This is a genomic window from Pseudomonas californiensis, assembly GCF_021147775.1.
In the GTDB taxonomy this organism is placed as follows: domain Bacteria; phylum Pseudomonadota; class Gammaproteobacteria; order Pseudomonadales; family Pseudomonadaceae; genus Aquipseudomonas; species Aquipseudomonas californiensis.
Window position 1 is genome coordinate 55,205 of sequence record NZ_JAGTPK010000013.1, and the last position, 22,446, is coordinate 77,650.

Sequence of the window (22,446 nt, forward strand, 5' to 3'; positions counted from 1 at the left end):
AGGAGACAGGGTCGTTCAGATGTCACAGCGCCATTATTCCATTGTGCTGCGATGATGGCGAATCCGGCTCGTGGTGTAGGTCTGTGCCAGCTGCTGGGATGAGGTAATCAGAGCTTGCCAGGTCGGGCGCGCTGCTTGAGAAAGCCCAGCAGCTGTCGGGCAGACTCTGGCACGTTGTGCTCGTCGAATGTCAGACAGATCTCGCTGGCGTCGTCCTCAATGGTGATCTCGTATTGGTTCAAGTCCCGCGCTTCGTCGGTGAATCCGGTGCTGGACTGCTTCAAGCCGCTGTCATCGACCAAGCGCTTCAAGTGCTCGGCCTCGGGCCGGTCGAGCATGGCCGTGTCCATTTCACATCGCTTTACGGCACCAACGAAGCCGCCGGATTGCACTAAACAGACTTTCATGGCCGTGCCCTTTTTTGATTAAACCTTGACCCCGACCTGTTTCCAGGCAGCTTGCACTGCTTTTTTCGCGCCTGCGCCAAAGCGGGGATCTGCAGCAATTTTTATGCTGGTTCTGGCGCAATCGGCAAATTGACTGTCCGAGGCCAGTTGCAGCATCGTTTCATACCAGATTCTGCCCGCCACGTCCCAGGCATTTCCGCCCAGCGCTTTCGCCACCAGGACGAACGCGCGGTTGGGGATGCCGGAGTTGATATGTACGCCGCCCCGGTCCTTCGAGCCTGTGTAAAGGTCCGACATTGTCGCAGGCTGCGGATCATCACCCAGATCAGGGTCGTTGGCGTAGGCAGTGCCCGGGTTTTGCATGTCCCGGATACCTCGTCGTGTTGGCGCAGGTACCAGCAATTCCTTGCCCACCACCCAATCCGACTCCTCGGCGCTGGTGCCTTGTTTCCACTGGCGGACCAGCATGCCGAAGACATCAGCGAAGTGTTCGTTCAGGGCGCCTGACTGGCCGCGATAGTCCAGATTGGATGTGAAGCTCTGTACGCCATGAGTCAACTCATGACCAATGACCTCAAGGCTGCCTGTGAAACGCTTGAACACCAGGTCGTCGCCGTCGCCGTAGGCCATTTGACTACCGTTCCAGTAGGCGTTGCTCAGCGGGACGTGATTGCCTTCAAAGTCGACTTCCGCGACATGCACGGTTGAGACCAGGGACATGCCGTTGTCATCCAGCGAATTTCGCTCGAAAAGCTGATCATAAAAATCATACACATCGCCGGAGCCTTCATAGGCCTCATCCACCGCCTTGTCGCCGACCGGACCCTGGCCTTCGGAGCGTACCAGCGCACCTGGAAGATCGTCAGTGCCTTTGGCGTCGTGAATCAAGCGGTGCTTTACGCCATCCGGGGAGCGCAGGGCGTAGAGGCCTGGTTGAGTCCTGGCAGACAGGCGGGAGGCCATGAAAGCCGAGCTGCTGGTCAGGTTGGCGATGGCTCGCGCACTGACCTGAGGTTGGGGAGATCGCGCCATACGCTCCAGCATATAAGGCGGAATGAAGCAATGCAGTGGGTCTCGATCGCACATGTGGAACTCCTGTAATGGTACATCGACAGCAACAGGCCACCGATCAACATGGTCGCGAAAGGTTTGACACTAAGGAGCTGGTTTTTATGCAAAGAAATATCTGATTACATGATCGGGCGACGTTGGCCATCCTGCGGTCCATATGGGGTGCAGCGATGCAGTTTGTGGAGCATCGGGTCGATGGCGCTGCGACACCGCGACACAGCCGCTCAAACCCCTGGACGAGAATGCTAGACTCCCGCCACTTCAGACAAGGAGCAGACCTTCGTGCGCAAGACGGTAATGATGATAGCGGTGCTGATTCTGGCGGGTTGCGATGCAAGCGGGCCTGGCTCGACAACCAGGGCGAAAACGCAGGAAACCGTCAAGACTGCCGCTGTGACCGGTCCGCAGTGGTTTATTCAAATGAATTCGCGAGAAGCGGTGAGCGACACCAGTGCCTGGTTGCTCGAGCGCAGCTACGCCCCAGTTGTCGTGATAATCGACGGCAAGCAACAGTTGTTGCTGGGGCCTTATGAAAGCCAGGATCAGGCTGAAGAGCAGCGCGTATTGCTACAGGCGAAAGTGACCAAGTCGCATCGTTTTACCGAGCCCTCGGTGATCCAGTACACCAAGTGACTGTCCGCCAGGATGTTCTCTTTGCGTAAGATCTGACCATCAGCGCGGGCCATCCAGCCGCCCGCGCCGGGTCTCAAGCGGGGTTTTCTGTCAGCGACGACCCAACAGCAGGCCTACGACCAACCCGAAGCCAGCAGAAATCGCCACGGTTTGCCACGGGTGGCCACCGATGTAGGTTTCAGTCGCTTCAACCACCGGCTTGGTGCGTTCACGCACGCTGGACATCGAGTCCAGAGCCTGCTTGAGCTTCAGGCTCAATTGGGCGCGCAGTGTTTCAGCCTCTTCGCCTACCAGCGCAGCGCTTTCTTTCAAAAGCTTGTCAGATTCTTCGATAAGCGCCTGCAAATCGCTGAACGCCTGGTCTTTGATCTGATCAGCAGAGGTTTGAGCAGCGGTCTTGCGAGCCATGGCATTTTCCTTTCAAGTGATGGCAATAGTGATCAATGGAGTCTTCCCGCTTGCGAAAAGTTGCAACGGTGTAAGCAACCTGACGTAAGACTCTGCAAGTCATCGACATTGCGGGTGTAAGATGCAGCCGTTTTTAGTCGTAGGTGAACGCTATGAGTTTCAATCTGGCCAATCGGCCGCTCCCTGAACGCGCCGCTATCGAAGATGAGAAATCCCGTCTGTTCGATCTCTGGCAGAGCAACCTGGGCAAGGCCAAAGGCGAGGCTGCTCGCTTGATGGGCGAACGCGCCAAACGCAAGGGCAAATGGTCCGAGTGGGTTCGCTCCGAACTGGATACGATGAGCCCTCCGGAATACGCCAATATGGTACGCAGCGAAGTCAACCGCCTGGTCGCGGCTTCAAAGTAACGGTCAGGCCATTTGATCAAGACCGCCTCGAACTCGACATTCGGCGGCCAGCCTGATGCCTACCACGGGTCGCCCTCGGCCTGGCGCAGGTCCAGTGTTCCGCTGTAGCGAAAGCGCATGGTGCCGAACAGGCCGCCAGCCAGCTTGCCGCGCAAGGTGTAAGGAAGGTTGTCCAGGCGTTGGCCCTGGGAAAGCCCAAGTGCCTGGCGCAGTGCCGAGAATGCCGACACGCTGACTGGCACTACCAGCACCGCTTCCGAGAAGCGCCCGATGGTACCGTTCTGATCGCTGACGCCTGAGGCCAGCAATCGGCCGTTCACGTCCAGGTCCAGCGCAACGCCGCTGTAGCTGATCTCCATGTCGTTGGGGTTTTGTAATCTGAGCTGGACCGCCATACGCAGCTCCAGCCCTTGACCGGGCAACGGCTCGATGCCGACCACGCTGATGGCCAGCGGAGCGCGATTGGGCAGCAGGGCGCAAGCACTCAGCATGACGATCAGCAAGCCCGAAAGCAGGGTGCGAGACAGGTGCAGCTTCATTCGTGAGCTCCTGGTGAGAATCTGCCTGGGTCAGCTTCTGGGTGAGTATCGACTCTCAGACCACGTCGTGCGTTAGAGATTCGCGGATCGATATCTCTGCCCGCCATGCCTGGATCACCCCCCACTCTCTCGTATAGCAGCTAATCTGCCTGTTCAGCCGTTGCGCCGTCGGACGCAGGGGGTGATGATTTCAATGACTCAATGAAGTCATCCAATAACAAGAAAACTGGAGATTGCGATGTCCATCGAAAGGACGAACCCTCATCAAGACCCCGTCGTCATCGTCAGTATTGCGCGTACGCCCATGGGCGGTTTTCAAGGTGATTTGCAAGGGCTGAGCGCGACGAAGCTGGGCTCTGAAGCCATTCGGGCAGTTATTGAGCGCGCAGGCATTGATCCCGGCGAAATAGACGAGGTGTTGTTCGGTTGTGTGTTGCCAGCCGGTCTTGGGCAGGCGCCAGCGCGGCAGGCCGCACTGGGTGCCGGGTTGAGCACGGGGACGCGGTGCACCACGGTCAACAAGATGTGTGGCTCGGGTATGCAGACCGCCATTCTGGCGCATGATCTGCTGCTGGCAGACAGCGCGAGCATGGTCGTTGCGGGCGGTATGGAAAGCATGTCCAACGCGCCTTATTTGCTGGATCGCGCGCGGTCCGGTTACCGAATGGGGCATGGCCGAACGCTGGATCACATGTTTCTCGATGGCCTTGAAGATGCTTATGAGCCGGGTCGGCTGATGGGTACCTACGCCGAGGATTGCGCGCAGATCAATGGCTTCAGTCGTGAAGCTCAGGACGCTTTTGCACTGGCCTCGCTGGCACGCGCGCAGCAGGCTATCAGCGACGGCCATTTTGATGCCGAGATCGTTCCGGTTCAGGTCACTGTCGGGAAAGAGCAGCGCCTGATCACTCACGATGAGCAGCCGCCCAAGGCGCGTCTGGACAAGATTCCGACGCTTAAACCTGCTTTCCATGAGGGCGGTACTGTAACGGCAGCCAATTCGAGTTCGATTTCCGATGGGGCCGCAGCGCTGTTGATGATGCGTCAGTCCGAGGCGCTAAGGCGTGGTTTGAAACCTTTGGCCGTGGTACGCGGGCATGCGGCCTTTGCTGACCAGCCGGGTCTGTTCCCAACGGCGCCGATCGGCGCGATCACACGCCTGCTTGGCAGGATTGGCTGGACGGTGGATGACGTCGATCTGTTTGAGATCAACGAAGCCTTTGCCGTCGTGCCACTGGTTGCCATGAGCAATCTTGGAATCCACCACGAAAAGGTCAACGTCAATGGCGGGGCTTGCGCACTGGGCCATCCGATAGGGGCCTCGGGTGCGCGCATCATCGTGACCCTGCTCGCGGCGTTGCGGCGTCGTCAGCTCCAGCGCGGTCTGGCCGCCATCTGCATCGGTGGTGGCGAAGCGACTGCGATTGCATTTGAAATTACCGATTAGTCATATATATCAATGAGTTAAGTATTTTTCATGAAACTGATTATAGTTTCTGGATGTTTTTTGAGCGTTTTTACAAACGGATATTAATCAATGGCTTATGAAACATTGCTAACAAAGATTATAGGTGGTGTCGCGCTCGTCACGTTGAACCGACCCAAAGCATTGAATGCCTTGAACGCTCAGCTGATCGATGAATTGAACCATGTTCTGGACGCTCTGGAAGCTGATGGCTCAATAGGTTGTATCGTGCTGACCGGCTCTGAAAAGGCATTTGCTGCTGGCGCGGACATCAAGGAAATGGTCGATCTGAGCTACCCGCAGATCTATCTGGACGACCTGTTTCGAGAAAGCGATCGGGTCGCTGCCCGGCGCAAGCCGATGATTGCGGCGGTAGCCGGTTTTGCGTTGGGTGGAGGTTGTGAGTTGGCATTGATGTGCGACTTCATTCTGGCGGCCGAGAATGCCCGTTTTGGTCAGCCGGAAATCAACCTCGGCGTTCTTCCGGGCATGGGCGGCACTCAGCGGTTGACCCGCGCTGTGGGCAAGGCCAAAGCCATGGAGATGTGTCTGACAGGTCGCTTGATTGACGCGCATGAGGCGGAACGTGCAGGCTTGGTATCTCGGGTGCTACCTGTTGAAGAATTGCTTGATGAAGCCCTGACTGCTGCAGCCTGTATCGCCGAAAAATCCTTGCCGGTCGCCATGCTGGTCAAGGAAAGCGTCAACCGCGCGTTTGAAGTGAGTCTGGCCGAGGGCATTCGTTTTGAACGCCGGGTGTTCCATGCGACGTTTGCCAGCCAGGATCAGAAAGAGGGCATGAAAGCCTTCATCGAAAAGCGCCCGGCGAGTTTCAAGGACTGCTGATCGCTAATGCATTGCGCTGCTCTTGGGTCCAGCTCTGCTGGAAGTAAAGATGCAGTGCGATGCAATGCCCCGGATGAACCAGGCATAGCTCCAGGGGGGTGTGCATGTTCAACGGCCAATTGATGACGCTGCGCCTCGGTGAGGCCAAGGTACCCATGGTCATCGGTTTTACCCTCGAACAGCAGGTGCTCCGGCGCCAGTCTGGCCAGGTGCTGCAGGCCGGGTTCGCGCATCCTGACGATGTGCCAGACGCGTCGTGCCAATGGAGCCCCCTGTAGCCCCGGCTTTTGAGTCAGGCGCAGGTCGTTGATCGGTCGTGACCGCAGCGTTGATAGCCGTCCGGGCAGCGTCAGGGGCGCGCCAGCGTCCGTAAAAGAGATCATGTCAGGCAAGATGCGCAGCGTTTTCTGACGGGTACGCACGGTCATACGCTGATCCGAGTCGATGGACAGGCGTTGATTTTGAAGCAGGTGCGGGCTCGGCAGAGCGTCAACAACGCCACTGTCGAATTGAAAGCGGGGGCCTGATGATTTGGTCTGCGGCAGCGGCAGCAGTTCATGAATGACCGGCCTGTCCGGATCATTGTCGAAATGCCTGACCATGACCCGAGTTCCGGCCTCCCGGAATTCGGCCAGGCTGGATACGTTCAATGCGACATGGGCCAGCGGCCAGGGTTGCGCATCGCATTGCCCAGATCCGGCATTGACAGGTGTCTGCCAGTCGAAGCGAATCGCTACACGCCCGGAGTCGCTGCCTTTCGCCGGCTCACGAGACCCACGCACGAGGGTGGCAGCCTGCGGGCTGGTGACCAATGGCTTGGGGTGTTTGAGGGCGGGCCGAAATGGCATTGACCAGGGGATGACTGTGAAATCGTTCATGTACCCGCTGCCTGCCTCGTCGACCGCTTCGTCCTGAAACACTCGCGCTTCGGGCAGCCGGCCCAGAACGGCGGCTATGTCATGGGGATCACAGCCTTCAAGTACCTGTAACTGCCTGCCTGCGTGGCAAACTTCGGTCAGCAGCCATTGGTCATTGAAAAAGGGCTCAGGGTGGTCGAGCACCTGCATGACCTGACCGCTGGACAGCATCGGCTGATGACTTGCGCCGCGAATGTTCCGACGTTCACAGCGCAAGCGCTCCAGCTGGCGTAAGCTGCGCTGCCTGGACAATCGCTCACCCTGATCCATAGGTCCGGCAGCAGAGGGCTGCGCAAAAGGCTGATTGTTTGCTGAGGCCTGCCCCTCGCAATTCGCTGGTTCGCTCAAAACAGCAGGACCATGCAGCGGTTTGACAGCACTGAGGTAGCTGCGGTCAATGGACAGCTGTTCGTCCAGATAAACAAGGCTGGGCGCGCTTGGGTGTGTTCCGTCAGGGTGACGGAGCCGAAGAGGTTCCTTGCGTTCGGGAAAGCTGGCGGGGTCGTCGGAAAACACCAGTGTGTGGCGCGTCGGCGTGTGCTCGAAATGAAAGTGGATGCCTTCTTCTTCACAGATACGCTGCAACAGATGCAGATCGCTCTCGTCGAACTGAACGCACAACGCGCGGCAAGGATACAGGCCTGTCATGCGGTCAAAGCGGTAGGCGATCTCGTCAATGCCTTGCTGCTCGAGAAGCAGAACGATCAACTGCGGTGCTGATAGTGGGTGATGAACACGTCGGCGCCGGGGCTGGAGCGCGAGTCGCTGTAAATCGGGACCCAGCGCAACGCGGTAATGGCTCAGGCCATTTCCCGAGTAGATCTGCACCGCATTCTGCACGCGGCCATGCACGCCATCATGGTCGGGGTGCACGCTCAGATACGCGGTGCGGTCCAGCAAATTGTTGAGGTCCAGATGTCTGTCTGGGCTGATCAGATCAATATCGAAGCGGTACGCCTCATTCAACGCTTCCAGACCCGTGAAACTGACGACATGCAGATTTACTGAGTATCCAGCAATCGTCAGGGTCATTGGCATTGGCTGGTCTTCGCACATCCGCAGGTTCTCTCAGCATGAAATTCGAGAGGTCAAGGGTACGGAATGCACCGCGTGAAAAGCGCTGTTTCAAGTTTTTTCAGAAAAGGACTACAAAACATGACGAGGGCAGGACAGTTGCCCATTTTCCGTTCAGAGGGGGCTCGGTCAGTTCGTTTCGGCAATCATGCTTCATGAGGGGTTTCATCTGGCGTGATCGCGTATAAAATGCGCCGCTTGAACGGCATTGGTGCCGGTAACGCTATTTTCAACGTCTTGCCAAAGCCCAGCGTGCCTGTTTCGCGGGGGCGGGCGGCAGGACGCAAATCGGATCGAGAGAGCAGACATGGGCGCACAGTGGAAGGTCAAGCATAAAGAGGCGGCAGCCAATGCCAAGGGGCGCACCTTTGGCAAGCTGTCCAAGGAAATCATGATCGCTGCCCGTGCAGGCGCCGACCCCGACATGAACTCACGACTGCGGCTGGTCGTCGAGCAGGCGAAAAAGGCGTCGATGCCGCGCGAAACTCTGGAGCGGGCAATCAAGAAGGGCGCTGGCCTGCTGGGCGAAAGCGTCACCTTCGAGCGGCTGACCTATGAAGGCTTTGCTCCGCACCGCGTACCGGTGATCGTCGAGTGCCTGACCGACAACATCAACCGCACTGTTTCTGAAATTCGTGTGCTGTTTCGCAAAGGCCAGTTGGGTGCAGCAGGCTCGGTGTCCTGGGACTTTCTGTATCAAGGCATGATCGAGGCCGTGCCTGCGTCCCCGGACGCCGATGCGGAGTTGGCTGCCATTGAAGCCGGTGCCCAGGATTTTGAAGCGGCTGAAGAGGGCGCAACCCTGTTCCTGACCGAGTCGACCGACATGGACGCGGTGTGCAAGTTGCTTCCCGAGTTTGGTTTTACCGTTCAGTCTGCCCAATTGGGCTATCGTCCCAAAAGTACGGTCGACGGCCTGACTGATGAGCAGATGGCCGAGGTTGAAGCGTTTCTCGAGGCCATCGATAACCACGACGACGTGCAGAACGTCTACGTGGGCCTGGCAGGCTGATCAGCCTGCCGTGCGCAGTGGGGCGTCTCAGACGCTCCACGCCATCAATTGTTGATGAACGCTGGCCATTGACGGTCTGCTCCTGCAGTCGCCCTGCGTGCAGCTTGCCTGGAGGCTGCTCACGCGATCGATGATCGCGGCGTGCGCTGGTTCTGCATCGCAGCGCTCCAGCAACTCTCCCAGTAAAATTCCGAACGCGCGCGTCTCGATCCGCTCAAGTGCTTCGCCTGCCCTCAACGAGGGGTGGAACGATGCCGCCCCGAAATCGCCCAGCAGACTGTTGCCGTCTTTTTGCACGAGGATATTGTGACCATAGAGGTCGCCATGAGTGATGCCGTGGGCATGCAAGTGCGCAGTGACTGACGAGATACCTTGAGCCAGGTGCAGCAAGGCAGCCAGTGAGTATCGTGTCTCGATGGCGTAAACGTCCCGGCTGCACGAGTCGAGGCTGGGTGGCCCGGCCAGATTGGTGAAGTCAGGCGCTATCAAGGCCATCACCAGGCCATTCTGCTGTTCGGGATGTTCTGAGATTTGCCCCAGCACCTTGATCAGATGCGGATGGCGGCCCGCTGCGATGCAGGCTGCCATTTCGTTAAGCGGTGAGCCGTCGCTGGTGATACTGCCTTTGTACAGTTTCACCGCTACGGTGCGCTCGCCCTCTGGCGCCATCCAGAAACCCTGCTGAATGATGCCAGACGCGCCTTCGCCGAGGCGATGGGTGAGACTAAGGCGTGGCCAGGGGATCTGTTGGATGGGCAGTTGAGCAGGTTCGGGGCACAACGGGTTGTCGGCAAACGCAAGCCAGGCAAGCGAGGGCAATTGCAACAACCAGTCCGGTAGCTCGGTCAACTGATTGGCCGCGATGCGAATCAGCTCAAGCCGATGACAGTTGGCCAGACTGGATGGCAGCGTGCGCAGGCGGTTACCCGCCAACATCAGCTTTTGCAGGTCGGGACGTTGGCCCAATTCCTCAGGCAATGACTCGATGCAGTTGTCGGTCAGAATCAGCCAGCGCAGGCGCGGCGGCAGGGAAGAGGCGCTGACCTGCGCAATACTATTGGCTTTGAAGCCGACAACCTGCAACTGCTCGCACAGGCCGATGCAATCTGGAAGCGCGCTGAAGCGGTTATCCGAGGCAAACAGGATGCGCAGGTGCTTCAGCCGGTGCAGGTCATCGGGCAGGCTGCTCAATGCGTTACCGCTGAGGTTAAGCACCTCCAGTGTGTCAGCCAGGTCGAATATTTCCTGGGGGAATTCGCGCAGGTCGCAGGAAAGGTCCAGCCGCGTGATACCCGCCAGCGTACCGGCGCGTAGGTCTGCAAGGGTGTGCATCATGGGTAGGTTCAGTCAGTGATCGGACAGGGCGCCCATGATAGCGGGAGTTGCGGTCGCTGGGCGCAGTGACAGGCGATCAGTCCAGGCAGCGTTCGACCCACAGGCGCACGCGTTCCTGTGAAGGCGCGGCTTCGGAGTACAGGATTCGATAGATCATCGGCGCGACAATGGCATCGATCAGGTCATCGGCGCTGGGTGAAGGTTCTCCGCGACCGGCTGCCCGATCGATGATTGTCTGTAGCTGCTCACGGACCATCGCTGCACATTTCCCGACACATCCCGAGGTACTGGCGACCACGTCGCGCATCAGGGCGCGGCCTGGAGCAGATGACATTTCGTCCAGGTACATTTCGCTCCAGGTCAGCAGGTCTTGCCGCAGGCTGCCCTGGTCAACCGGCTCGTCCGGACGCAGCCGCTCGACCGCAGCATCTGCCAGCAAGGTCGTCAGATCGCCCCAGCGCCGATATATCGTCGAGGGAGTGACGCCGGCTCGGGTGGCGATCATCGGCACACTAAGTGACGAGCGATCGTGCTCCAGCAGCAAATCGCGAACGGCGCGGTGAATGGATTCCTGCACACGGGCGCTGCGGCCTCCGGTGCGTACTGCTTCTTTGATAGCCATGCGACAGACCTTAACACAAAGTATTTGCTTTAAGAGCGGGCGAGTAGCACACTCCGCAAAAGCTAACTTATGGCTTTAACGATTCTCGTCATTGGAGAGTGTACCGATGTCCGATCCTTTGCAGAACCCGAACACGGATCGCCGGGCTCGTGGTCGCCTGATTTTTCTGGCCATTACCACGCTGTGCTTTTTTGCAGCATCCAGCGCGCCAACGCCGCTTTATCACCTGTATCAGGAAGCCTGGGGCTTTTCATCCGGCACGCTGACACTGGTTTTCGCTGTGTATGCCTTGAGCCTCCTGGCTGCTTTGCTGATCGGCGGATCGTTATCGGATTATCTGGGCCGACGCCCAGTCATTCTGGGTGCTCTGCTGCTGCAAAGCCTGTCGATGCTGCTATTCATAGTGGCCAGTGACGTAAGCTGGCTGGTGGCTGCGCGTATTTTGCAGGGCTTTGCGACGGGCCTCGCTGCCAGTGCTTTGGGGGCGGCATTACTGGACAGCGACCAGGCGAACGGACCGCTGATCAACAGCATCTCACCGATGCTCGGCATGGCTGTCGGTGCGCTGGGTACCTCACTGCTGGTGCAATATGCGCCCATGCCGCTGCTGTTTTCTTATTGCCTTCTGCTGACAGCGTTTCTGGTCCAGGCGATTTGTGTCCGTTGGTTGCCTGAAACCGTCACTCCGCAGCCGGGCGTCTGGCATTCGTTGAAACCGTCTTTGCATGTGCCCGTCCAGGCCAGGCGCATGTTGTGGCTGGTACTGCCGGTAGACATCGCGGCCTGGGCGCTGGGCGGTTTCTTTCTGTCACTGAGCCCGTCGCTGCTGACAGCGGCAACAGGCTCTGCGTCCCCGCTGAATGGCGGGCTTGCGGTGGCGGCACTGACCCTTAGTGGTGCGTTGTCCATCCTGACCCTGCGTCAGCGCGAGCCTGTCGCTGGGTTATGGGTAGGCGCGAGCTTTCTGCCAGTGGGCGTGGCGGTCATTCTGCTGGCAATCAACAGCGGTCTGCTGTGGCTGTTTTTCGTGGGTGCGGTGTTAGCCGGTATTGGCTTTGGTGCGAGCTTTCTCGGTGCGTTGCGCATGCTCATGCCGCTGGCCCATGCTCATGAGCGGGGAGGGCTGATGTCTGCGTTTCTCGTGCTCAGCTACCTGGCGTTCTGCCTGCCTGCGCTGGCTGCAGGTTTTTTCGCACACTCGGTGGGGCTGGTGATGACCAGCAACGTGTACGGTGCTGTGGTGATCGTTCTGGCATTGTCGGCGCTGATCGGGCTGCTGCTTCGTCGGGCAACCGGTCCGCAGGCAGACGTCCACGCATAGATGGGCGTCTGCACTGACGGGGCTGGCTTAGCGCAGGTCGGTGACCATCTCGGCCAGCACACTCAACACGTCGTGAGCCAACTGCGCCGAACGCTTGCCTGACCAGCCGGTGGTCGGATCTGGCGCGTTATCGTTGTCCTTGAAGGGCATCTCCAGCGTCAGTGACAGGCATTTATACCGTTCGCCGACGCTGTTGCAGGCCAGATTCATGTTGGCCTGGCCAGGTGCGCTGCGTGGATAGCCATGAACGCTCTGGAAGTCCACCGTCACTTCACCCAGGCGGCTGCGAAACTGTGCTTCCAGCTGTTGCTGCTTGGCGGTGTAGCCCGGATTCCCTTCGCAGGCTGCGGTGAAGACGTAAGGGATTTCCTCGTCGCCATGCACGTCGAGAAACATGTCTACACCGTGCTTTTCCATCTGCTGCCTGACGAAAAATACTTCAGGGCTTTGCTCTTGCGTGCTGTCCTGCCAGGCACGATTGAGGTCCTTGCCATTGGCGTTGGTTCGCAGATGACCATGAAACGCGCCGTCCGGATTCATGTTGGGTACCAGATACAAATCCGCCTGGGCCAGCAGCTCATTCAGAACGGCGTCGTCCCGCTGCTTGAGGCGTCCGATCACGCCCTCCATGAACCATTCGGCCATATGCTCGCCAGGATGTTGCTGGGCGATGATCCAGATCTTGCGTTGCCCTTCGGCGCCACTGCCTTTGCGTAACAGCGCAATATCGCGGCCTTCGACGCTCTTGCCGACGCTCAACAGTTGCGTGCCTGCCTTTTCCAGCGCTTCGCCCATCAGCCAGTCGTGCCGTTCGCGGCTGTAAGGTTCGAAGTAGGCAAACCAGATGTGCGGCTCATTGGGTGCCAGGCTGAAGTCAAGCGCCTTGCCATCAAAGCTTGAAGGCACCCGAAACCAGTTCTGATGATCGTACGAAGCCACGGCGTTATAACCGGTCCAGGCATTACTGAACGCCGATTCGCTGGCGTTGGTGAGGCTGAAGCCGTGGGTTTCGCCGACCGTCAACCCGTCGACCTTGAAATGAAACCACTGAAAATGAGGACTTCGGGTGTCAGGGCGGATCGCCAGTTGCACACGGGTGGTGTCGCTGGCGTCCAGAACTTGAATGTTGCCGCTGTCGAAGTCTGCGCTGAAGGTGAGGGTCACGGTGTATTCCTGCATACGTAAAGGCCTTGTCAGGCTATTACTGTACACCGATCGATTACTCGTTTTGCGACGTAAACTTCTCTCCAGCGCGCAGCCCACTATTTGCCGTGTCAGGTAAAAGCTTCGGCCGTTACCAGCAAGCTGCACAGAAAGGCCGTGAACAGGCACCAGCCCAGGCAGGCGCGGCGTTTGCGTCGATGCCAGCCATTGACGCCCAGCAGCGAAGCGGGTGCCTGCAACTGGCGCCATAAGCGTTCGGTGTTCTGGAACGCGAGCAGGTGGCCTTGATCAGCATCAAGCCAATGGCGGAAGGCGATTCGCTCGCTTGCCGTCGTGGTTGGACTCTGTAAGTGGACATACCAGCGGCTGGCCTGTTTTTGAACAGCGTCGTCAGTTTCGCAAGACTGTCGGCGCGCTTGGCGCAGAACGCGAACCATGGAGGTTTCGACCTTCGCCAGATCGACGCCGATGGCCCGGGCGATGTCGGTGTAGTTCAGTCCGTCCAGACGGCTGAGCAGGAAAATCTGTCGGGTGCGGCGCGAGAGTCTGCTCAGGCAGCGGCAGTATTCCAGTGTCAGAGTTGACGGTGGTGTATCGAGCAGTCGGTTGGGCAGAGGCAATAAAGTCGAGAGTTGGCTACTCATGATGTATCGCTCGCTGATCTTCCATAGAAATTCTTCCTTGAGCCGATAGGTTGCGTCCATGACAGCATGAAGCTAATGAATTCGAGAATCATTCTCAAGTGAAAAAATGCTGCAGTTACCGTTTATCTGCCGAAATCTGTAAGTTCGAGCGTAAATGGGAGAACACAAGAGACAGTGTTTTGCTATTATCGGCGCCATTGTTGCGCGAAGACGCAACTCAAAGACTTCATTAGCCTGAAGCAGCGAAAAAACCAAAAAAAGACCCGGCAAAAGAGCCGGGTCAAAAACCGTGATTAGCCTGATGAGGAGATAATCCGGAAGCCGACCTAAGACTTCCAGGTTATCCAGCGAGCCTCGCGACTCGCTGATGCAATAATAATCATTATCATTTGCAAGTCAAATGTTTTTATTGCTCTCGTTGAAAAAAACAATCCACTGACGCTCGTTGGTGGATCGACGGCAACAGCCTCTTTATCTACTCCAGCGGCAGCTCTGTCGTTCGCTTAACCGTGCTCATGGCGATATTGGAGTGCGCTTCCTGTACATGTGGCAGCTGCAGCAAGTGGTCGCGTAGAAAGCGCTCATAGCTGGCGATGTCCTGCGCCACGACCTTGAGCATGAAGTCCATTCCGCCTGCCATCGTGTAACACTCCAATACCTCGGGGTGGCCAATGATGGCCTCCTCGAACTCGGCCAGATAGCGCCGCCCATGCCCCGACAGCTTTACCTCGACGAATACGGTCATGCTCAAGCCCAACTTTTGCGCGCTGAGCAGGGCGACAGTCCGCTCAATCACGCCGTCTTCCTGCAATCGATGAATGCGTCTCCAGCACGGAGACTGTGACAGCTCGACCCGCTCAGCGATTTCCGCAGCCGAGAGATCGGCATCGTGCTGCAGCAGACGAAGAATCTTGCGATCAATGGGACTCAATTTTGGTTGCATGAATTGACCTTGTTTTTTGTTCTTGTCGAATGAAGCATGTCCAATATCAGCAGATCCGCGCGAATTTAGAAAGAAAAAGCCTCTTTTCTACTGGCAGTCTAATGACAAGGCCGCCGGGCTGGACCGTCTCGGCGAATGGTCATTACTAATAAGAACAAGAGAGGTATCCGCATGTCTCTGGCTGATATTCGTCTGGATGATAAATACCGGCTCGCCACCGGCAACCTGTACCTGACCGGCACTCAGGCATTGACCCGGTTGCCGATGCTGCAAAAACAGCGCGATGAAGCGCGGGGCCTGAACACGGCGGGGTTCATCTCCGGCTACCGTGGTTCGCCCTTGGGTAACCTGGATAAAAGCCTGTGGGACGCCAAGGATTACCTCCAGCAGAACGCTATCCATTTTCAACCTGGTATCAACGAAGAGCTTGCAGCCACTGCGGTGTGGGGCAGTCAGCAGGTCAACCTGTTTCCGCATGGCAAATACGATGGTGTGTTCGCGCTGTGGTACGGCAAAGGGCCGGGCGTTGACCGCTGCGGTGACGTGTTCAAGCATGGCAACTCGGCCGGTGTCGCGGCTCAGGGCGGCGTGCTGATCCTGGCCGGTGACGATCACGGCTGCAAGTCGTCGACCATCGCGCACCAGAGTGAACACGCATTCATTGCCTCGATGATCCCGGTGCTCAACCCCAGCAACGTTCAGGAAATTCTTGATTACGGCATCATCGGCTGGGAATTGTCGCGGTACAGCGGCTGCTGGGTCGCGATGAAGACGATTGCTGAAAACGTCGACTCCTCTGCGGTCGTTGAAGTCAATCCACTGCGCATGGAAACCCGCATCCCTGAAGACTTCGTGCTGCCCGAAGGCGGTCTGCACATTCGTTGGCCGGACCCTCCGCTGGCACAGGAAGCGCGACTCAACACCTACAAGATCTACGCAGCGAGGGCGTTTGCCAGGGCCAACCAGTTGAACAAGGTGGTCATTGATTCGAGCAAGCCGCGGTTGGGCATTATCACCACCGGCAAGTCGTATCTGGACGTGCGCCAGGCACTCGAAGAGCTGGGTATCGACCAGCAGCTATGCGATCAAGTCGGCATCCGCGTGCTCAAGGTTGGTATGAGCTGGCCGCTCGAGCCTGTGTCGGTTCACGACTTTGCTGAAGGTCTGGACGAGATTCTGGTCGTCGAAGAAAAACGCAGCGTCATCGAGGACCAGCTCACCGGCCAGTTGTACAACTGGCCTGTGGACCGCCGCCCGGTGGTCGTGGGTGAATTTGACGAGGCCGGCCGCTCATTGCTGCCCAATCTCAGCGAACTGACCCCGGCGATGATTGCTCGCGTCATCGCCAAGCGTCTGGCGCCTTTCTACAGTAGCCCGCAGATCGAAGCGCGACTGCAGTTTCTAAGTGAAAAAGAAAAGGCTCTGCAGGCGCCGTTGTTCAACACCCAGCGTACTCCGCACTTCTGCTCCGGCTGCCCCCATAACACCTCGACCCGCGTACCGGAAGGCAGTCGGGCGCTGGCCGGGATCGGCTGCCACTACATGACCATCTGGATGGACCGGGAAACTGATACGTTCACTCAGATGGGCGGCGAGGGCGTTACCTGGATCGGTCAGGCCCCGTTCACTGAAACCCCTCATGTGTTTCAAAATCTGGGGGACGGCACCTACTTTCACTCGGGCCACCTGGCAGTGCGTGCTGCCGTGGCCTCCAAGGTCAACATCACGTACAAGATTCTTTATAACGACGCAGTCGCGATGACCGGCGGGCAACCTATCGATGGCGTGCTGCGTGTCGACCAGTTGAGTCGCCAGGTCTTTAACGAAGGCGTACAACGCATTGCACTGGTGTCGGACGAGCCGGACAAATATCCCGACCGTAACGGTTTTGCACCGATCACTACCTTTCACCATCGACGTGATCTGGATAGCGTGCAGCGCGAGTTGCGTGAGTTCAAAGGTGTTTCGGTCATCATCTACGACCAGACCTGCGCCACTGAAAAACGTCGTCGGCGCAAACGCGGCACCATGCCTGACCTGGAAAAACGTGCGCTGATCAACCCGGCCGTCTGCGAAGGCTGCGGTGACTGCGGCGTCAAATCCGGCTGCCTGTCGGTGCTGCCGAAGGAGACAGCCCAGGGCCGCAAACGGGAGATCGATCAGAGTGCGTGCAACAAGGACTTCAGCTGCGTCGAAGGTTTCTGCCCAAGTTTTGTAACGGTGCATGGCGGCAAGCTGCGCAAGCCGACGGTGCCCAGTCAGGTCGAGGCGTTCGCCCGTCTGCCTGAGCCTGCACTGCCTTCTCTGGACCGACCGTTCAATATTCTACTGCCGGGTGTGGGCGGCACGGGGGTTACCACGGTTGGCGCCATGCTGGGCTATGCCGCCAACCTCGAAGGCAAAGGGTGCAGCGTGTTGGATCAAGCCGGTCTGGCGCAAAAATTCGGTCCGGTGGTCAGTCATATTCGCATTGCTGCCCGTCAGCAAGACCTGTTCGCGGTACGTATTGCGGCGGGTGAAGCACATCTTTTGCTGGGCTGTGACTTGTTGGTAGCGGCTGGCCCTGATGCGATTGCCAAGCTCGATAGCGCCATCTCGTACGCGGTCGTCAACAGTCAGCAGACACCGACTGCTGAGTTCACACGCAACCCGGACGCCGAGTTTCCTGTGGAGGCGATGAAGCAGACGATAGTCGACGCGGTAGGGGCCGAAAAGACTCATTTCATCGAAGCCACCTCGTTGGCGACCAAACTGATGGGCGACAGCATCGCCAGCAACCTGTTCATGCTGGGCTACGCCTTTCAACTGGGCCTGATCCCATTGACGTCGGCGGCCATCGAAAAGGCCATCGAACTCAACGGCGTTGCCGTCAACCTCAATCAGCAGGCATTTTTGTGGGGCCGTCGCGCGGCTCACGATCTGCCAGCCGTCGAAGCCTTCGTGAATCCTGAACGGCTGGATATCGAGCCGCCTCAGATGGAGCTGGATCAGCGTATTCAAAGCAATGTCGCAAGCTTGAATCACTACCAGAACAGTGCGTATGCGGAGCGTTATCGAGCGCTGGTGCAGCGAGTGCGAGAGGCCGAGTCTCGCGTGTTCCCCGGTCAGCAGCCGACGCTGACCGAAGCGGTAGCATTCAACTACTTCAAACTGCTGGCTTACAAGGATGAGTACGAAGTAGCGCGGCTGTACAGCAATGGCGACTTCACCCGCCAACTGGAGGCGCAGTTCGAGGGCGACTACCGGCTGGAGTTTCATCTGGCGCCGTCCTGGCTGGCCAAGCGCGATGTGCATACCGGGTTGCCTCGCAAGCGCAGTTTCGGGCCTTGGATGTTGCGCGCGTTCGATGTGCTCGCCCGATTCAAGTTCTTGCGCGGGACGGCGTTCGATCCCTTTGGGCGCAGCCTTGAGCGCCAGCAGGAGCGTGAGCTGATTGATCGCTATATGGGTGATGTGGAGCTGATCCTGCAGCATCTTCAAGCGCATAACCGTCACACGGCGCTCAGCCTGGCACGTCTGCCTGAGCGGATACGAGGCTATGGGCATATAAAGGAAAGCGCGATGAAGGCCGCGGCGTTGCAAGCCAATGTATTACGCCGCAGCCTGGAGAGCGGCGAAGTGGCGGCACCGAAGCTGTATGAGGTAGCGGCCTGAGTCGTTAACAAGCACTGCTGACTGAAAACGGGAGCCTGTGCTCCCGTTTTCTTTTTAAGGGACGTCTGATAATTGGAGCCCTGATATCAGGGCCTGAACAGGTGCGCGTGGCTTGCCCGGTACAAGGAAGACTCGCTGAACGTATCGTCAGCCAGTACGCGGCCAACCAGTATCAAGGCAGTGCGACGAAAGCCTTTGACCTGAACCTTTTCCTCTATGTCTGCCAGAGTGCCGAGCACCCAGTCCTGATCGGGCCAACTGGCGCGGTGTACTACTGCAATCGGGCAGTCGGCACCGTAATGCGGGATCAGCTCTTCGACGATGCGCGGCAGGTTCTTTACCCCTAAATGAATTGCCATGGTCGCACGGTGCTGGGCCAGGCTCGCCAGTTCTTCCCCAGCGGGCATGACCGTCTTGTCTGCGTAACGGGTCAGAATCACACTTTGTGAAATGTCCGGCAGGGTCAGTTCTGTGCCCAGCAGCGCAGCACACGCGGCAGTGGCTGTGACACCCGGAATTATTTCGAACGGAATGTTCAGCTCACGTAAATGGCGGATCTGCTCGCCAATCGCGCCATACAGGCTGGGATCACCGGAGTGCACGCGCGCCACGTCCTGGCCCTGAACGTGAGCTGCCTTGATCAGTTCAATGATCTGTTCCAGGTGCAGCTCGGCGCTGTTGGTGATCTGAACGGCCTGATTGCCCTCCAGCACCGCGACCGGCACCAGTGAGCCCGCGTAGATGATAATCGGACAGGTGCGTATCAGGCGTTGTCCCTTGACGGTGATCAGTTCGGGATCGCCAGGGCCCGCGCCGATGAAATAGACGGTCAATCGATTCTCCAGAAGTCAGGACTCAAAGCCGGAAAGGGCAGGCAGGGCATTATCCGCTTTGTGCTTCGCTGGATGCCAACGCAAATGTCGCGTAAGGGCTTTTTCGGCGCTCGATCCACAGCCGGGCGCTGCCGTCGCCCAGTTCGGCCGCGTGGGCCAGCGCAGAGCCTTCGGCAACACCGTGACAGCCGGTGTGCTGGAAGACCTGCTGTGAACGGTGGGACAGATGCAGCTCCCATGACACCAGTTGCGCTGCGTTGAAAAATACCAGCGGCACTGCCAGTTGCTCGGCCAGTTCGTGCAGGCCGGGCTCCGCACTTTTCAGATCAATGGACGCCAGAGCTGTGATATCAGAAAGACTCAGCCCCAGCGTCAGTAGGCTCTGTTCGATCAACTCGCGCAACAGGGCTGCCGAGCAGCCCTGCCGACACCCCACCCCGGCTACCAGAACAGAACCCGGGCGTATCGAGAGCGGATCAGACAGGTTTGCCGCCGCCATCTTTACGACTCAAGCGCACTGCGACGGAACAGCCAGGCGCTGATCAACCCCATCGCTATCCAGAACACGGCGTTGGTCAGCAGGGACGCGACCTGGAACTGAGACCCCAGTGTTTCAGGTGCAAGGCTTTCATGAACCATAGGCTGCGGCGCACCTATCAGGTGCGGCATAACCAGAATGGCCGCGCCCAGCAACTTCAGCAGGCGACCCTGACCGAAAACCAGCAGGGCGAGTCCTGCGGCTGTAGACGCTGCAGTGCCAATCCACCAGAACTGGCGCTGACTCAGTTCGGCTGCTGCGGTCCCCGGCAGCTCAGGCGGCAGGCCCAGTGTTGGCGCGAGCACGAACACCGCAAAGCCGGCCAGTCCCCACCATGCGCCCTGTACGGTGCGGCCCGGCGCGCGCAAGGTATAAAGCCCGGCCAGCATCAGTGCGAAGCCGACCGCGACCACCAGATTGCCGCCAGTGGTAGACAGCACACGTTGCCAGCCATCTTCCGGCTCCCAGGCAGCCTCGTCATGCTCGTGGCTGTGCCCGGCCACTGCGCCAGCAGCGTGCTCGTGCACATGTTCGGCGGGAGCGTTTTCGTAGGTTTCTGCCTGATGAATCAGCGGTACGACCCAAAAGCTTTGCAACAGGGTCAGCAGCAGGGCTGCAAGCAGGCCGGTAAAGCCTGCCGTCTGAGCGATTCGCTTGAACATTGTGTTGCCCTCAATGGCAAGGAAAGGCTGCGCTGTGGCGGGTGTCATGCGCGGCATTGTGCACCGCAGCGATGTGCGAGAAACCGGCAAAATAGACCAGGCACGCGCCCAGGAAGACCGCACTGATGGCGGCTGTCAGGCGTTGGCTGCGGGTTGAACTGGTAGCGGCGGACTGGCTGCTGCTGATGGTCGACATGGCGATCCCTCTTGATTGTTGGCGAGTGGGCATGCACACAAGAACCCACTGACAGGCGTCAGAGGTTTCAACTGCGCCCGCCCACCGCGGGTTTGTCATTGCAAAAATGTCGGGCCGGTCTCCGGGCTTGCGAGGGGCGACCAGGTCGCCGATCAAGGTCACCTTCCCATGCCGTGGCACAGTGGATACGACCTTCTCTCGCTTACCGTTGCGGGGGCAGCGCCGGACTTGCTCAAGATTCTGAGCGCACCGGTTTCCCGTTTCACCCCGTGAGGGGCACCCGTAACAAGGCGCACAGGAGACCATGGGCAGCAGTGCATCGTCAATCTGAACGATTGACCTGTCTGCGGCCACTGCGTAGCCTTGCCGGTTCGAGGTTCTCCATTCGCGGCGTTGCCGGAACGGAGCTAAGACGGGAATGCGGTCCATGCCGCAGCTGCCCCCGCAACTGTAAACGGTCATGTTCATCGCACAGCCACTGCTCGGGCGGGAAGGCGCGGTGAATGCGTATCGCACGGGTCAAACCGCCTGTGATACGCCGCCGTGAGCCAGGAGACCTGCCTCGATACGGGCCACGGCCTGCGAATTCTCACTACAACCGGGCGGGGTGATCCGGTGGCGATCCGATCCATGTGCCTTGCGCGTGGCCATCGTCCTGTTTGCCCGCCGCATTGCCAAAGGGCACCTGATGAAAACATTGGCCAAACTCCCTGTCACCATCGTTACCGGCTTCCTGGGCTCGGGCAAGACGACACTGTTGCGGCACATGCTCGACAACGCCGAAGGACGACGCATCGCGGTCATCGTCAACGAGTTCGGTGAGCTGGGTATCGACGGTGAGATCCTCAAGCAGTGCACCATCGGCTGCACCGAAGAAGAAGCCAATGGCCGGGTTTACGAACTGGCCAACGGCTGCCTGTGCTGCACCGTCCAGGAAGAGTTTTTCCCGGTCATGCGTGAGCTGGTGGCGCGGCGCGGCGATCTGGACCACATTCTGATTGAAACTTCCGGGCTGGCACTGCCCAAGCCCCTGGTCCAGGCATTCCAGTGGCCGGAAATCCGCAACGCGTGCACTGTTGATGCGGTGATTACCGTGGTCGACAGTCCGGCTGTGCTGGCCGGTACCTTTGCCGCATTTCCGGATCAAGTGGACGCGCAGCGCAAGCTCGACCCGAATCTGGACCACGAATCACCCCTGCATGAGCTGTTCGCCGACCAACTGGCCAGCGCCGACCTGGTCATCCTCAACAAGGCCGACATGATTGGCCCCGAAGGGCTCGCGGCGGTGCGCGCCGAAGTCGCCGAGGAGCTGCCGCCTGCCGTGAAAGTGATCGAGGCGAGCAGCGGTCGCCTGCCGATCAGCGTGTTGCTGGGTGTGGGTGCCGAATCCGAGCTGCATATCGATGGCCGCAAGACTCACCATGACCATCACGAGGGCGATGATCATGACGACCACGATCACGACGCTTTCGATTCTATTTCCATCACCTTGCCCCAGGCGGACGAAAGCGTATTGCTCGCTGCGCTGAACCAACTGGTCGTGCAGCACGGCATCCTGCGGGTCAAGGGCTTTGCTGCCATTCCTGGCAAGCCGATGCGCCTGCTCATTCAAGGCGTGGGCACGCGCTTCGACAAGCATTTCGACCGCGCCTGGCGTGCCGATGAACAGCGCGTCACGCAACTGGTGCTGATCGGCCAGGAGCTGGATGCCGTGGCACTTGAAGCCCAACTCAACGCTGCGATTGCTGGCTGACC

General features: G+C 58.7%; 22 protein-coding genes and 2 riboswitches. Of the genes, 8 read left to right on the forward strand and 14 right to left on the reverse strand.

What is annotated here, in order from left to right; genetic code table 11:
- Positions 1 to 107: 107 nt before the first annotated feature.
- Both KDX37_RS14795 and KDX37_RS14800 read right to left on the reverse strand, forming a co-directional pair.
- Positions 108 to 407, reverse strand: a complete 300-nt coding sequence (locus tag KDX37_RS14795; RefSeq protein ID WP_231653422.1) for a protealysin inhibitor emfourin — start codon at positions 405 to 407, stop codon at positions 108 to 110.
- An 18-nt stretch (positions 408 to 425) separates the two neighbouring features.
- Entirely contained in the window at positions 426 to 1,493 is a 1,068-nt protein-coding gene (locus KDX37_RS14800; protein ID WP_231653423.1) for a M4 family metallopeptidase, read from the reverse strand.
- A gap of 267 nt (positions 1,494 to 1,760) precedes the next feature.
- Here KDX37_RS14800 and KDX37_RS14805 point away from each other — a divergent pair, with 267 nt between their 5' ends.
- Positions 1,761 to 2,111 carry a hypothetical protein gene (locus tag KDX37_RS14805; RefSeq protein WP_231653424.1) on the forward strand — a complete coding sequence of 117 codons (351 nt, stop codon included), beginning with the start codon at positions 1,761 to 1,763 and terminating at the stop codon, positions 2,109 to 2,111.
- Positions 2,112 to 2,201: 90 nt separating this feature from the next.
- Here KDX37_RS14805 and KDX37_RS14810 read toward each other — a convergent pair whose 3' ends face one another.
- Positions 2,202 to 2,519: a DUF883 family protein gene (locus tag KDX37_RS14810; RefSeq protein WP_231653425.1), complete on the reverse strand. Its 318-nt coding sequence runs from the start codon at positions 2,517 to 2,519 to the stop codon at positions 2,202 to 2,204.
- A 152-nt stretch (positions 2,520 to 2,671) separates the two neighbouring features.
- Here KDX37_RS14810 and KDX37_RS14815 point away from each other — a divergent pair, with 152 nt between their 5' ends.
- Positions 2,672 to 2,926, forward strand: coding sequence for a hypothetical protein (locus KDX37_RS14815; protein ID WP_231653426.1), 255 nt, complete (start codon positions 2,672 to 2,674; stop codon positions 2,924 to 2,926).
- Between the two features lie 59 nt (positions 2,927 to 2,985).
- Here KDX37_RS14815 and KDX37_RS14820 read toward each other — a convergent pair whose 3' ends face one another.
- Positions 2,986 to 3,465 (reverse strand): LEA type 2 family protein, encoded by a 480-nt coding sequence (locus KDX37_RS14820; RefSeq protein WP_231653427.1) that lies wholly within the window; start codon positions 3,463 to 3,465, stop codon positions 2,986 to 2,988.
- A 238-nt stretch (positions 3,466 to 3,703) separates the two neighbouring features.
- Between KDX37_RS14820 and KDX37_RS14825 the strand changes: the two genes are divergently transcribed.
- Together KDX37_RS14825 and KDX37_RS14830 are read left to right on the forward strand one after the other, a co-directional pair.
- Positions 3,704 to 4,912, forward strand: a complete 1,209-nt coding sequence (locus KDX37_RS14825; protein ID WP_231653428.1) for an acetyl-CoA C-acyltransferase — start codon at positions 3,704 to 3,706, stop codon at positions 4,910 to 4,912.
- A 90-nt stretch (positions 4,913 to 5,002) separates the two neighbouring features.
- Positions 5,003 to 5,776 carry an enoyl-CoA hydratase gene (locus tag KDX37_RS14830; protein ID WP_231653429.1) on the forward strand — a complete coding sequence of 258 codons (774 nt, stop codon included), beginning with the start codon at positions 5,003 to 5,005 and terminating at the stop codon, positions 5,774 to 5,776.
- On the opposite strand, the gene KDX37_RS14835 is transcribed toward KDX37_RS14830, so the two are convergent.
- Positions 5,716 to 7,731 carry a type VI secretion system Vgr family protein gene (locus tag KDX37_RS14835; protein WP_231653430.1) on the reverse strand — a complete coding sequence of 672 codons (2,016 nt, stop codon included), beginning with the start codon at positions 7,729 to 7,731 and terminating at the stop codon, positions 5,716 to 5,718. The genes KDX37_RS14830 and KDX37_RS14835 overlap by 61 nt on opposite strands.
- Before the next feature lie 343 nt (positions 7,732 to 8,074).
- On the opposite strand from KDX37_RS14835, the gene KDX37_RS14840 reads away from it, so the two are divergent.
- Complete coding sequence (locus KDX37_RS14840; RefSeq protein ID WP_231653431.1) at positions 8,075 to 8,779, forward strand: YebC/PmpR family DNA-binding transcriptional regulator; 705 nt, start codon at positions 8,075 to 8,077, stop codon at positions 8,777 to 8,779.
- Between the two features lie 27 nt (positions 8,780 to 8,806).
- Here the strand turns inward: KDX37_RS14840 and KDX37_RS14845 are convergent, their stop codons facing one another.
- A complete protein-coding gene (locus KDX37_RS14845) occupies positions 8,807 to 10,111 on the reverse strand; it encodes a leucine-rich repeat-containing protein kinase family protein (protein WP_231653519.1) in 1,305 nt (434 codons plus the stop codon).
- Between the two features lie 79 nt (positions 10,112 to 10,190).
- A complete protein-coding gene (locus KDX37_RS14850) occupies positions 10,191 to 10,736 on the reverse strand; it encodes a TetR/AcrR family transcriptional regulator (RefSeq protein ID WP_231653432.1) in 546 nt (181 codons plus the stop codon).
- 106 nt (positions 10,737 to 10,842) lie between these two features.
- Here KDX37_RS14850 and KDX37_RS14855 point away from each other — a divergent pair, with 106 nt between their 5' ends.
- Entirely contained in the window at positions 10,843 to 12,057 is a 1,215-nt protein-coding gene (locus KDX37_RS14855; RefSeq protein ID WP_231653433.1) for an MFS transporter, read from the forward strand.
- A gap of 27 nt (positions 12,058 to 12,084) precedes the next feature.
- Here KDX37_RS14855 and KDX37_RS14860 read toward each other — a convergent pair whose 3' ends face one another.
- The 3 genes from KDX37_RS14860 to KDX37_RS14870 form a co-directional block, all read right to left on the reverse strand.
- Positions 12,085 to 13,221, reverse strand: a complete 1,137-nt coding sequence (locus KDX37_RS14860; RefSeq protein ID WP_231653434.1) for a M14 family metallopeptidase — start codon at positions 13,219 to 13,221, stop codon at positions 12,085 to 12,087.
- Between the two features lie 110 nt (positions 13,222 to 13,331).
- Complete coding sequence (locus KDX37_RS14865) at positions 13,332 to 13,865, reverse strand: DUF4880 domain-containing protein (protein ID WP_231653520.1); 534 nt, start codon at positions 13,863 to 13,865, stop codon at positions 13,332 to 13,334.
- A 475-nt stretch (positions 13,866 to 14,340) separates the two neighbouring features.
- The gene (locus tag KDX37_RS14870; protein WP_231653435.1) at positions 14,341 to 14,808 is read right to left on the reverse strand and encodes an Lrp/AsnC family transcriptional regulator; all 468 of its coding nucleotides are present in this window, start codon (positions 14,806 to 14,808) and stop codon (positions 14,341 to 14,343) included.
- 171 nt (positions 14,809 to 14,979) lie between these two features.
- Here KDX37_RS14870 and KDX37_RS14875 point away from each other — a divergent pair, with 171 nt between their 5' ends.
- Positions 14,980 to 18,462, forward strand: a complete 3,483-nt coding sequence (locus tag KDX37_RS14875; protein ID WP_231653436.1) for an indolepyruvate ferredoxin oxidoreductase family protein — start codon at positions 14,980 to 14,982, stop codon at positions 18,460 to 18,462.
- 86 nt (positions 18,463 to 18,548) lie between these two features.
- Here the strand turns inward: KDX37_RS14875 and cobM are convergent, their stop codons facing one another.
- Genes cobM through KDX37_RS14895 form a run of 4 tightly spaced genes read right to left on the reverse strand, consistent with a single transcriptional unit; the run spans position 18,549 to position 20,691 of the window.
- A complete protein-coding gene (gene cobM, locus KDX37_RS14880; RefSeq protein ID WP_231653437.1) occupies positions 18,549 to 19,295 on the reverse strand; it encodes a precorrin-4 C(11)-methyltransferase in 747 nt (248 codons plus the stop codon).
- A gap of 49 nt (positions 19,296 to 19,344) precedes the next feature.
- A complete protein-coding gene (locus KDX37_RS14885) occupies positions 19,345 to 19,794 on the reverse strand; it encodes a cobalamin biosynthesis protein (protein WP_231653438.1) in 450 nt (149 codons plus the stop codon).
- 2 nt (positions 19,795 to 19,796) lie between these two features.
- Positions 19,797 to 20,495, reverse strand: a complete 699-nt coding sequence (locus KDX37_RS14890) for a CbtA family protein (RefSeq protein WP_231653439.1) — start codon at positions 20,493 to 20,495, stop codon at positions 19,797 to 19,799.
- Positions 20,496 to 20,505: 10 nt separating this feature from the next.
- Positions 20,506 to 20,691 carry a CbtB domain-containing protein gene (locus tag KDX37_RS14895; RefSeq protein ID WP_231653440.1) on the reverse strand — a complete coding sequence of 62 codons (186 nt, stop codon included), beginning with the start codon at positions 20,689 to 20,691 and terminating at the stop codon, positions 20,506 to 20,508.
- 95 nt (positions 20,692 to 20,786) lie between these two features.
- A riboswitch (cobalamin riboswitch) is annotated at positions 20,787 to 20,990 on the reverse strand.
- A 58-nt stretch (positions 20,991 to 21,048) separates the two neighbouring features.
- A riboswitch (cobalamin riboswitch) is annotated at positions 21,049 to 21,270 on the forward strand.
- Positions 21,271 to 21,379: 109 nt separating this feature from the next.
- Here KDX37_RS14895 and cobW point away from each other — a divergent pair.
- The gene (cobW, locus tag KDX37_RS14900) at positions 21,380 to 22,444 is read left to right on the forward strand and encodes a cobalamin biosynthesis protein CobW (protein WP_231653521.1); all 1,065 of its coding nucleotides are present in this window, start codon (positions 21,380 to 21,382) and stop codon (positions 22,442 to 22,444) included.
- Positions 22,445 to 22,446 lie beyond the last annotated feature (2 nt).

Excerpts from the sequence above, each read along its gene's own strand:
- KDX37_RS14795 (WP_231653422.1), bottom strand. The coding sequence starts at position 407 with ATGAAAGTCTGTTTAGTGCAATCCGGCGGCTTCGTTGGTGCCGTAAAG.
- KDX37_RS14800 (WP_231653423.1), bottom strand. The coding sequence starts at position 1,493 with ATGTGCGATCGAGACCCACTGCATTGCTTCATTCCGCCTTATATGCTG.
- KDX37_RS14810 (WP_231653425.1), bottom strand. The coding sequence starts at position 2,519 with ATGGCTCGCAAGACCGCTGCTCAAACCTCTGCTGATCAGATCAAAGAC.
- KDX37_RS14815 (WP_231653426.1), top strand. The coding sequence starts at position 2,672 with ATGAGTTTCAATCTGGCCAATCGGCCGCTCCCTGAACGCGCCGCTATC.
- KDX37_RS14820 (WP_231653427.1), bottom strand. The coding sequence starts at position 3,465 with ATGAAGCTGCACCTGTCTCGCACCCTGCTTTCGGGCTTGCTGATCGTC.
- KDX37_RS14825 (WP_231653428.1), top strand. The coding sequence starts at position 3,704 with ATGTCCATCGAAAGGACGAACCCTCATCAAGACCCCGTCGTCATCGTC.
- KDX37_RS14830 (WP_231653429.1), top strand. The coding sequence starts at position 5,003 with ATGGCTTATGAAACATTGCTAACAAAGATTATAGGTGGTGTCGCGCTC.
- KDX37_RS14835 (WP_231653430.1), bottom strand. The coding sequence starts at position 7,731 with ATGCCAATGACCCTGACGATTGCTGGATACTCAGTAAATCTGCATGTC.
- KDX37_RS14840 (WP_231653431.1), top strand. The coding sequence starts at position 8,075 with ATGGGCGCACAGTGGAAGGTCAAGCATAAAGAGGCGGCAGCCAATGCC.
- KDX37_RS14845 (WP_231653519.1), bottom strand. The coding sequence starts at position 10,111 with ATGCACACCCTTGCAGACCTACGCGCCGGTACGCTGGCGGGTATCACG.
- KDX37_RS14850 (WP_231653432.1), bottom strand. The coding sequence starts at position 10,736 with ATGGCTATCAAAGAAGCAGTACGCACCGGAGGCCGCAGCGCCCGTGTG.
- KDX37_RS14855 (WP_231653433.1), top strand. The coding sequence starts at position 10,843 with ATGTCCGATCCTTTGCAGAACCCGAACACGGATCGCCGGGCTCGTGGT.
- KDX37_RS14865 (WP_231653520.1), bottom strand. The coding sequence starts at position 13,865 with ATGAGTAGCCAACTCTCGACTTTATTGCCTCTGCCCAACCGACTGCTC.
- KDX37_RS14870 (WP_231653435.1), bottom strand. The coding sequence starts at position 14,808 with ATGCAACCAAAATTGAGTCCCATTGATCGCAAGATTCTTCGTCTGCTG.
- KDX37_RS14875 (WP_231653436.1), top strand. The coding sequence starts at position 14,980 with ATGTCTCTGGCTGATATTCGTCTGGATGATAAATACCGGCTCGCCACC.
- KDX37_RS14885 (WP_231653438.1), bottom strand. The coding sequence starts at position 19,794 with ATGGCGGCGGCAAACCTGTCTGATCCGCTCTCGATACGCCCGGGTTCT.
- KDX37_RS14890 (WP_231653439.1), bottom strand. The coding sequence starts at position 20,495 with ATGTTCAAGCGAATCGCTCAGACGGCAGGCTTTACCGGCCTGCTTGCA.
- KDX37_RS14895 (WP_231653440.1), bottom strand. The coding sequence starts at position 20,691 with ATGTCGACCATCAGCAGCAGCCAGTCCGCCGCTACCAGTTCAACCCGC.
- cobW (WP_231653521.1), top strand. The coding sequence starts at position 21,380 with ATGAAAACATTGGCCAAACTCCCTGTCACCATCGTTACCGGCTTCCTG.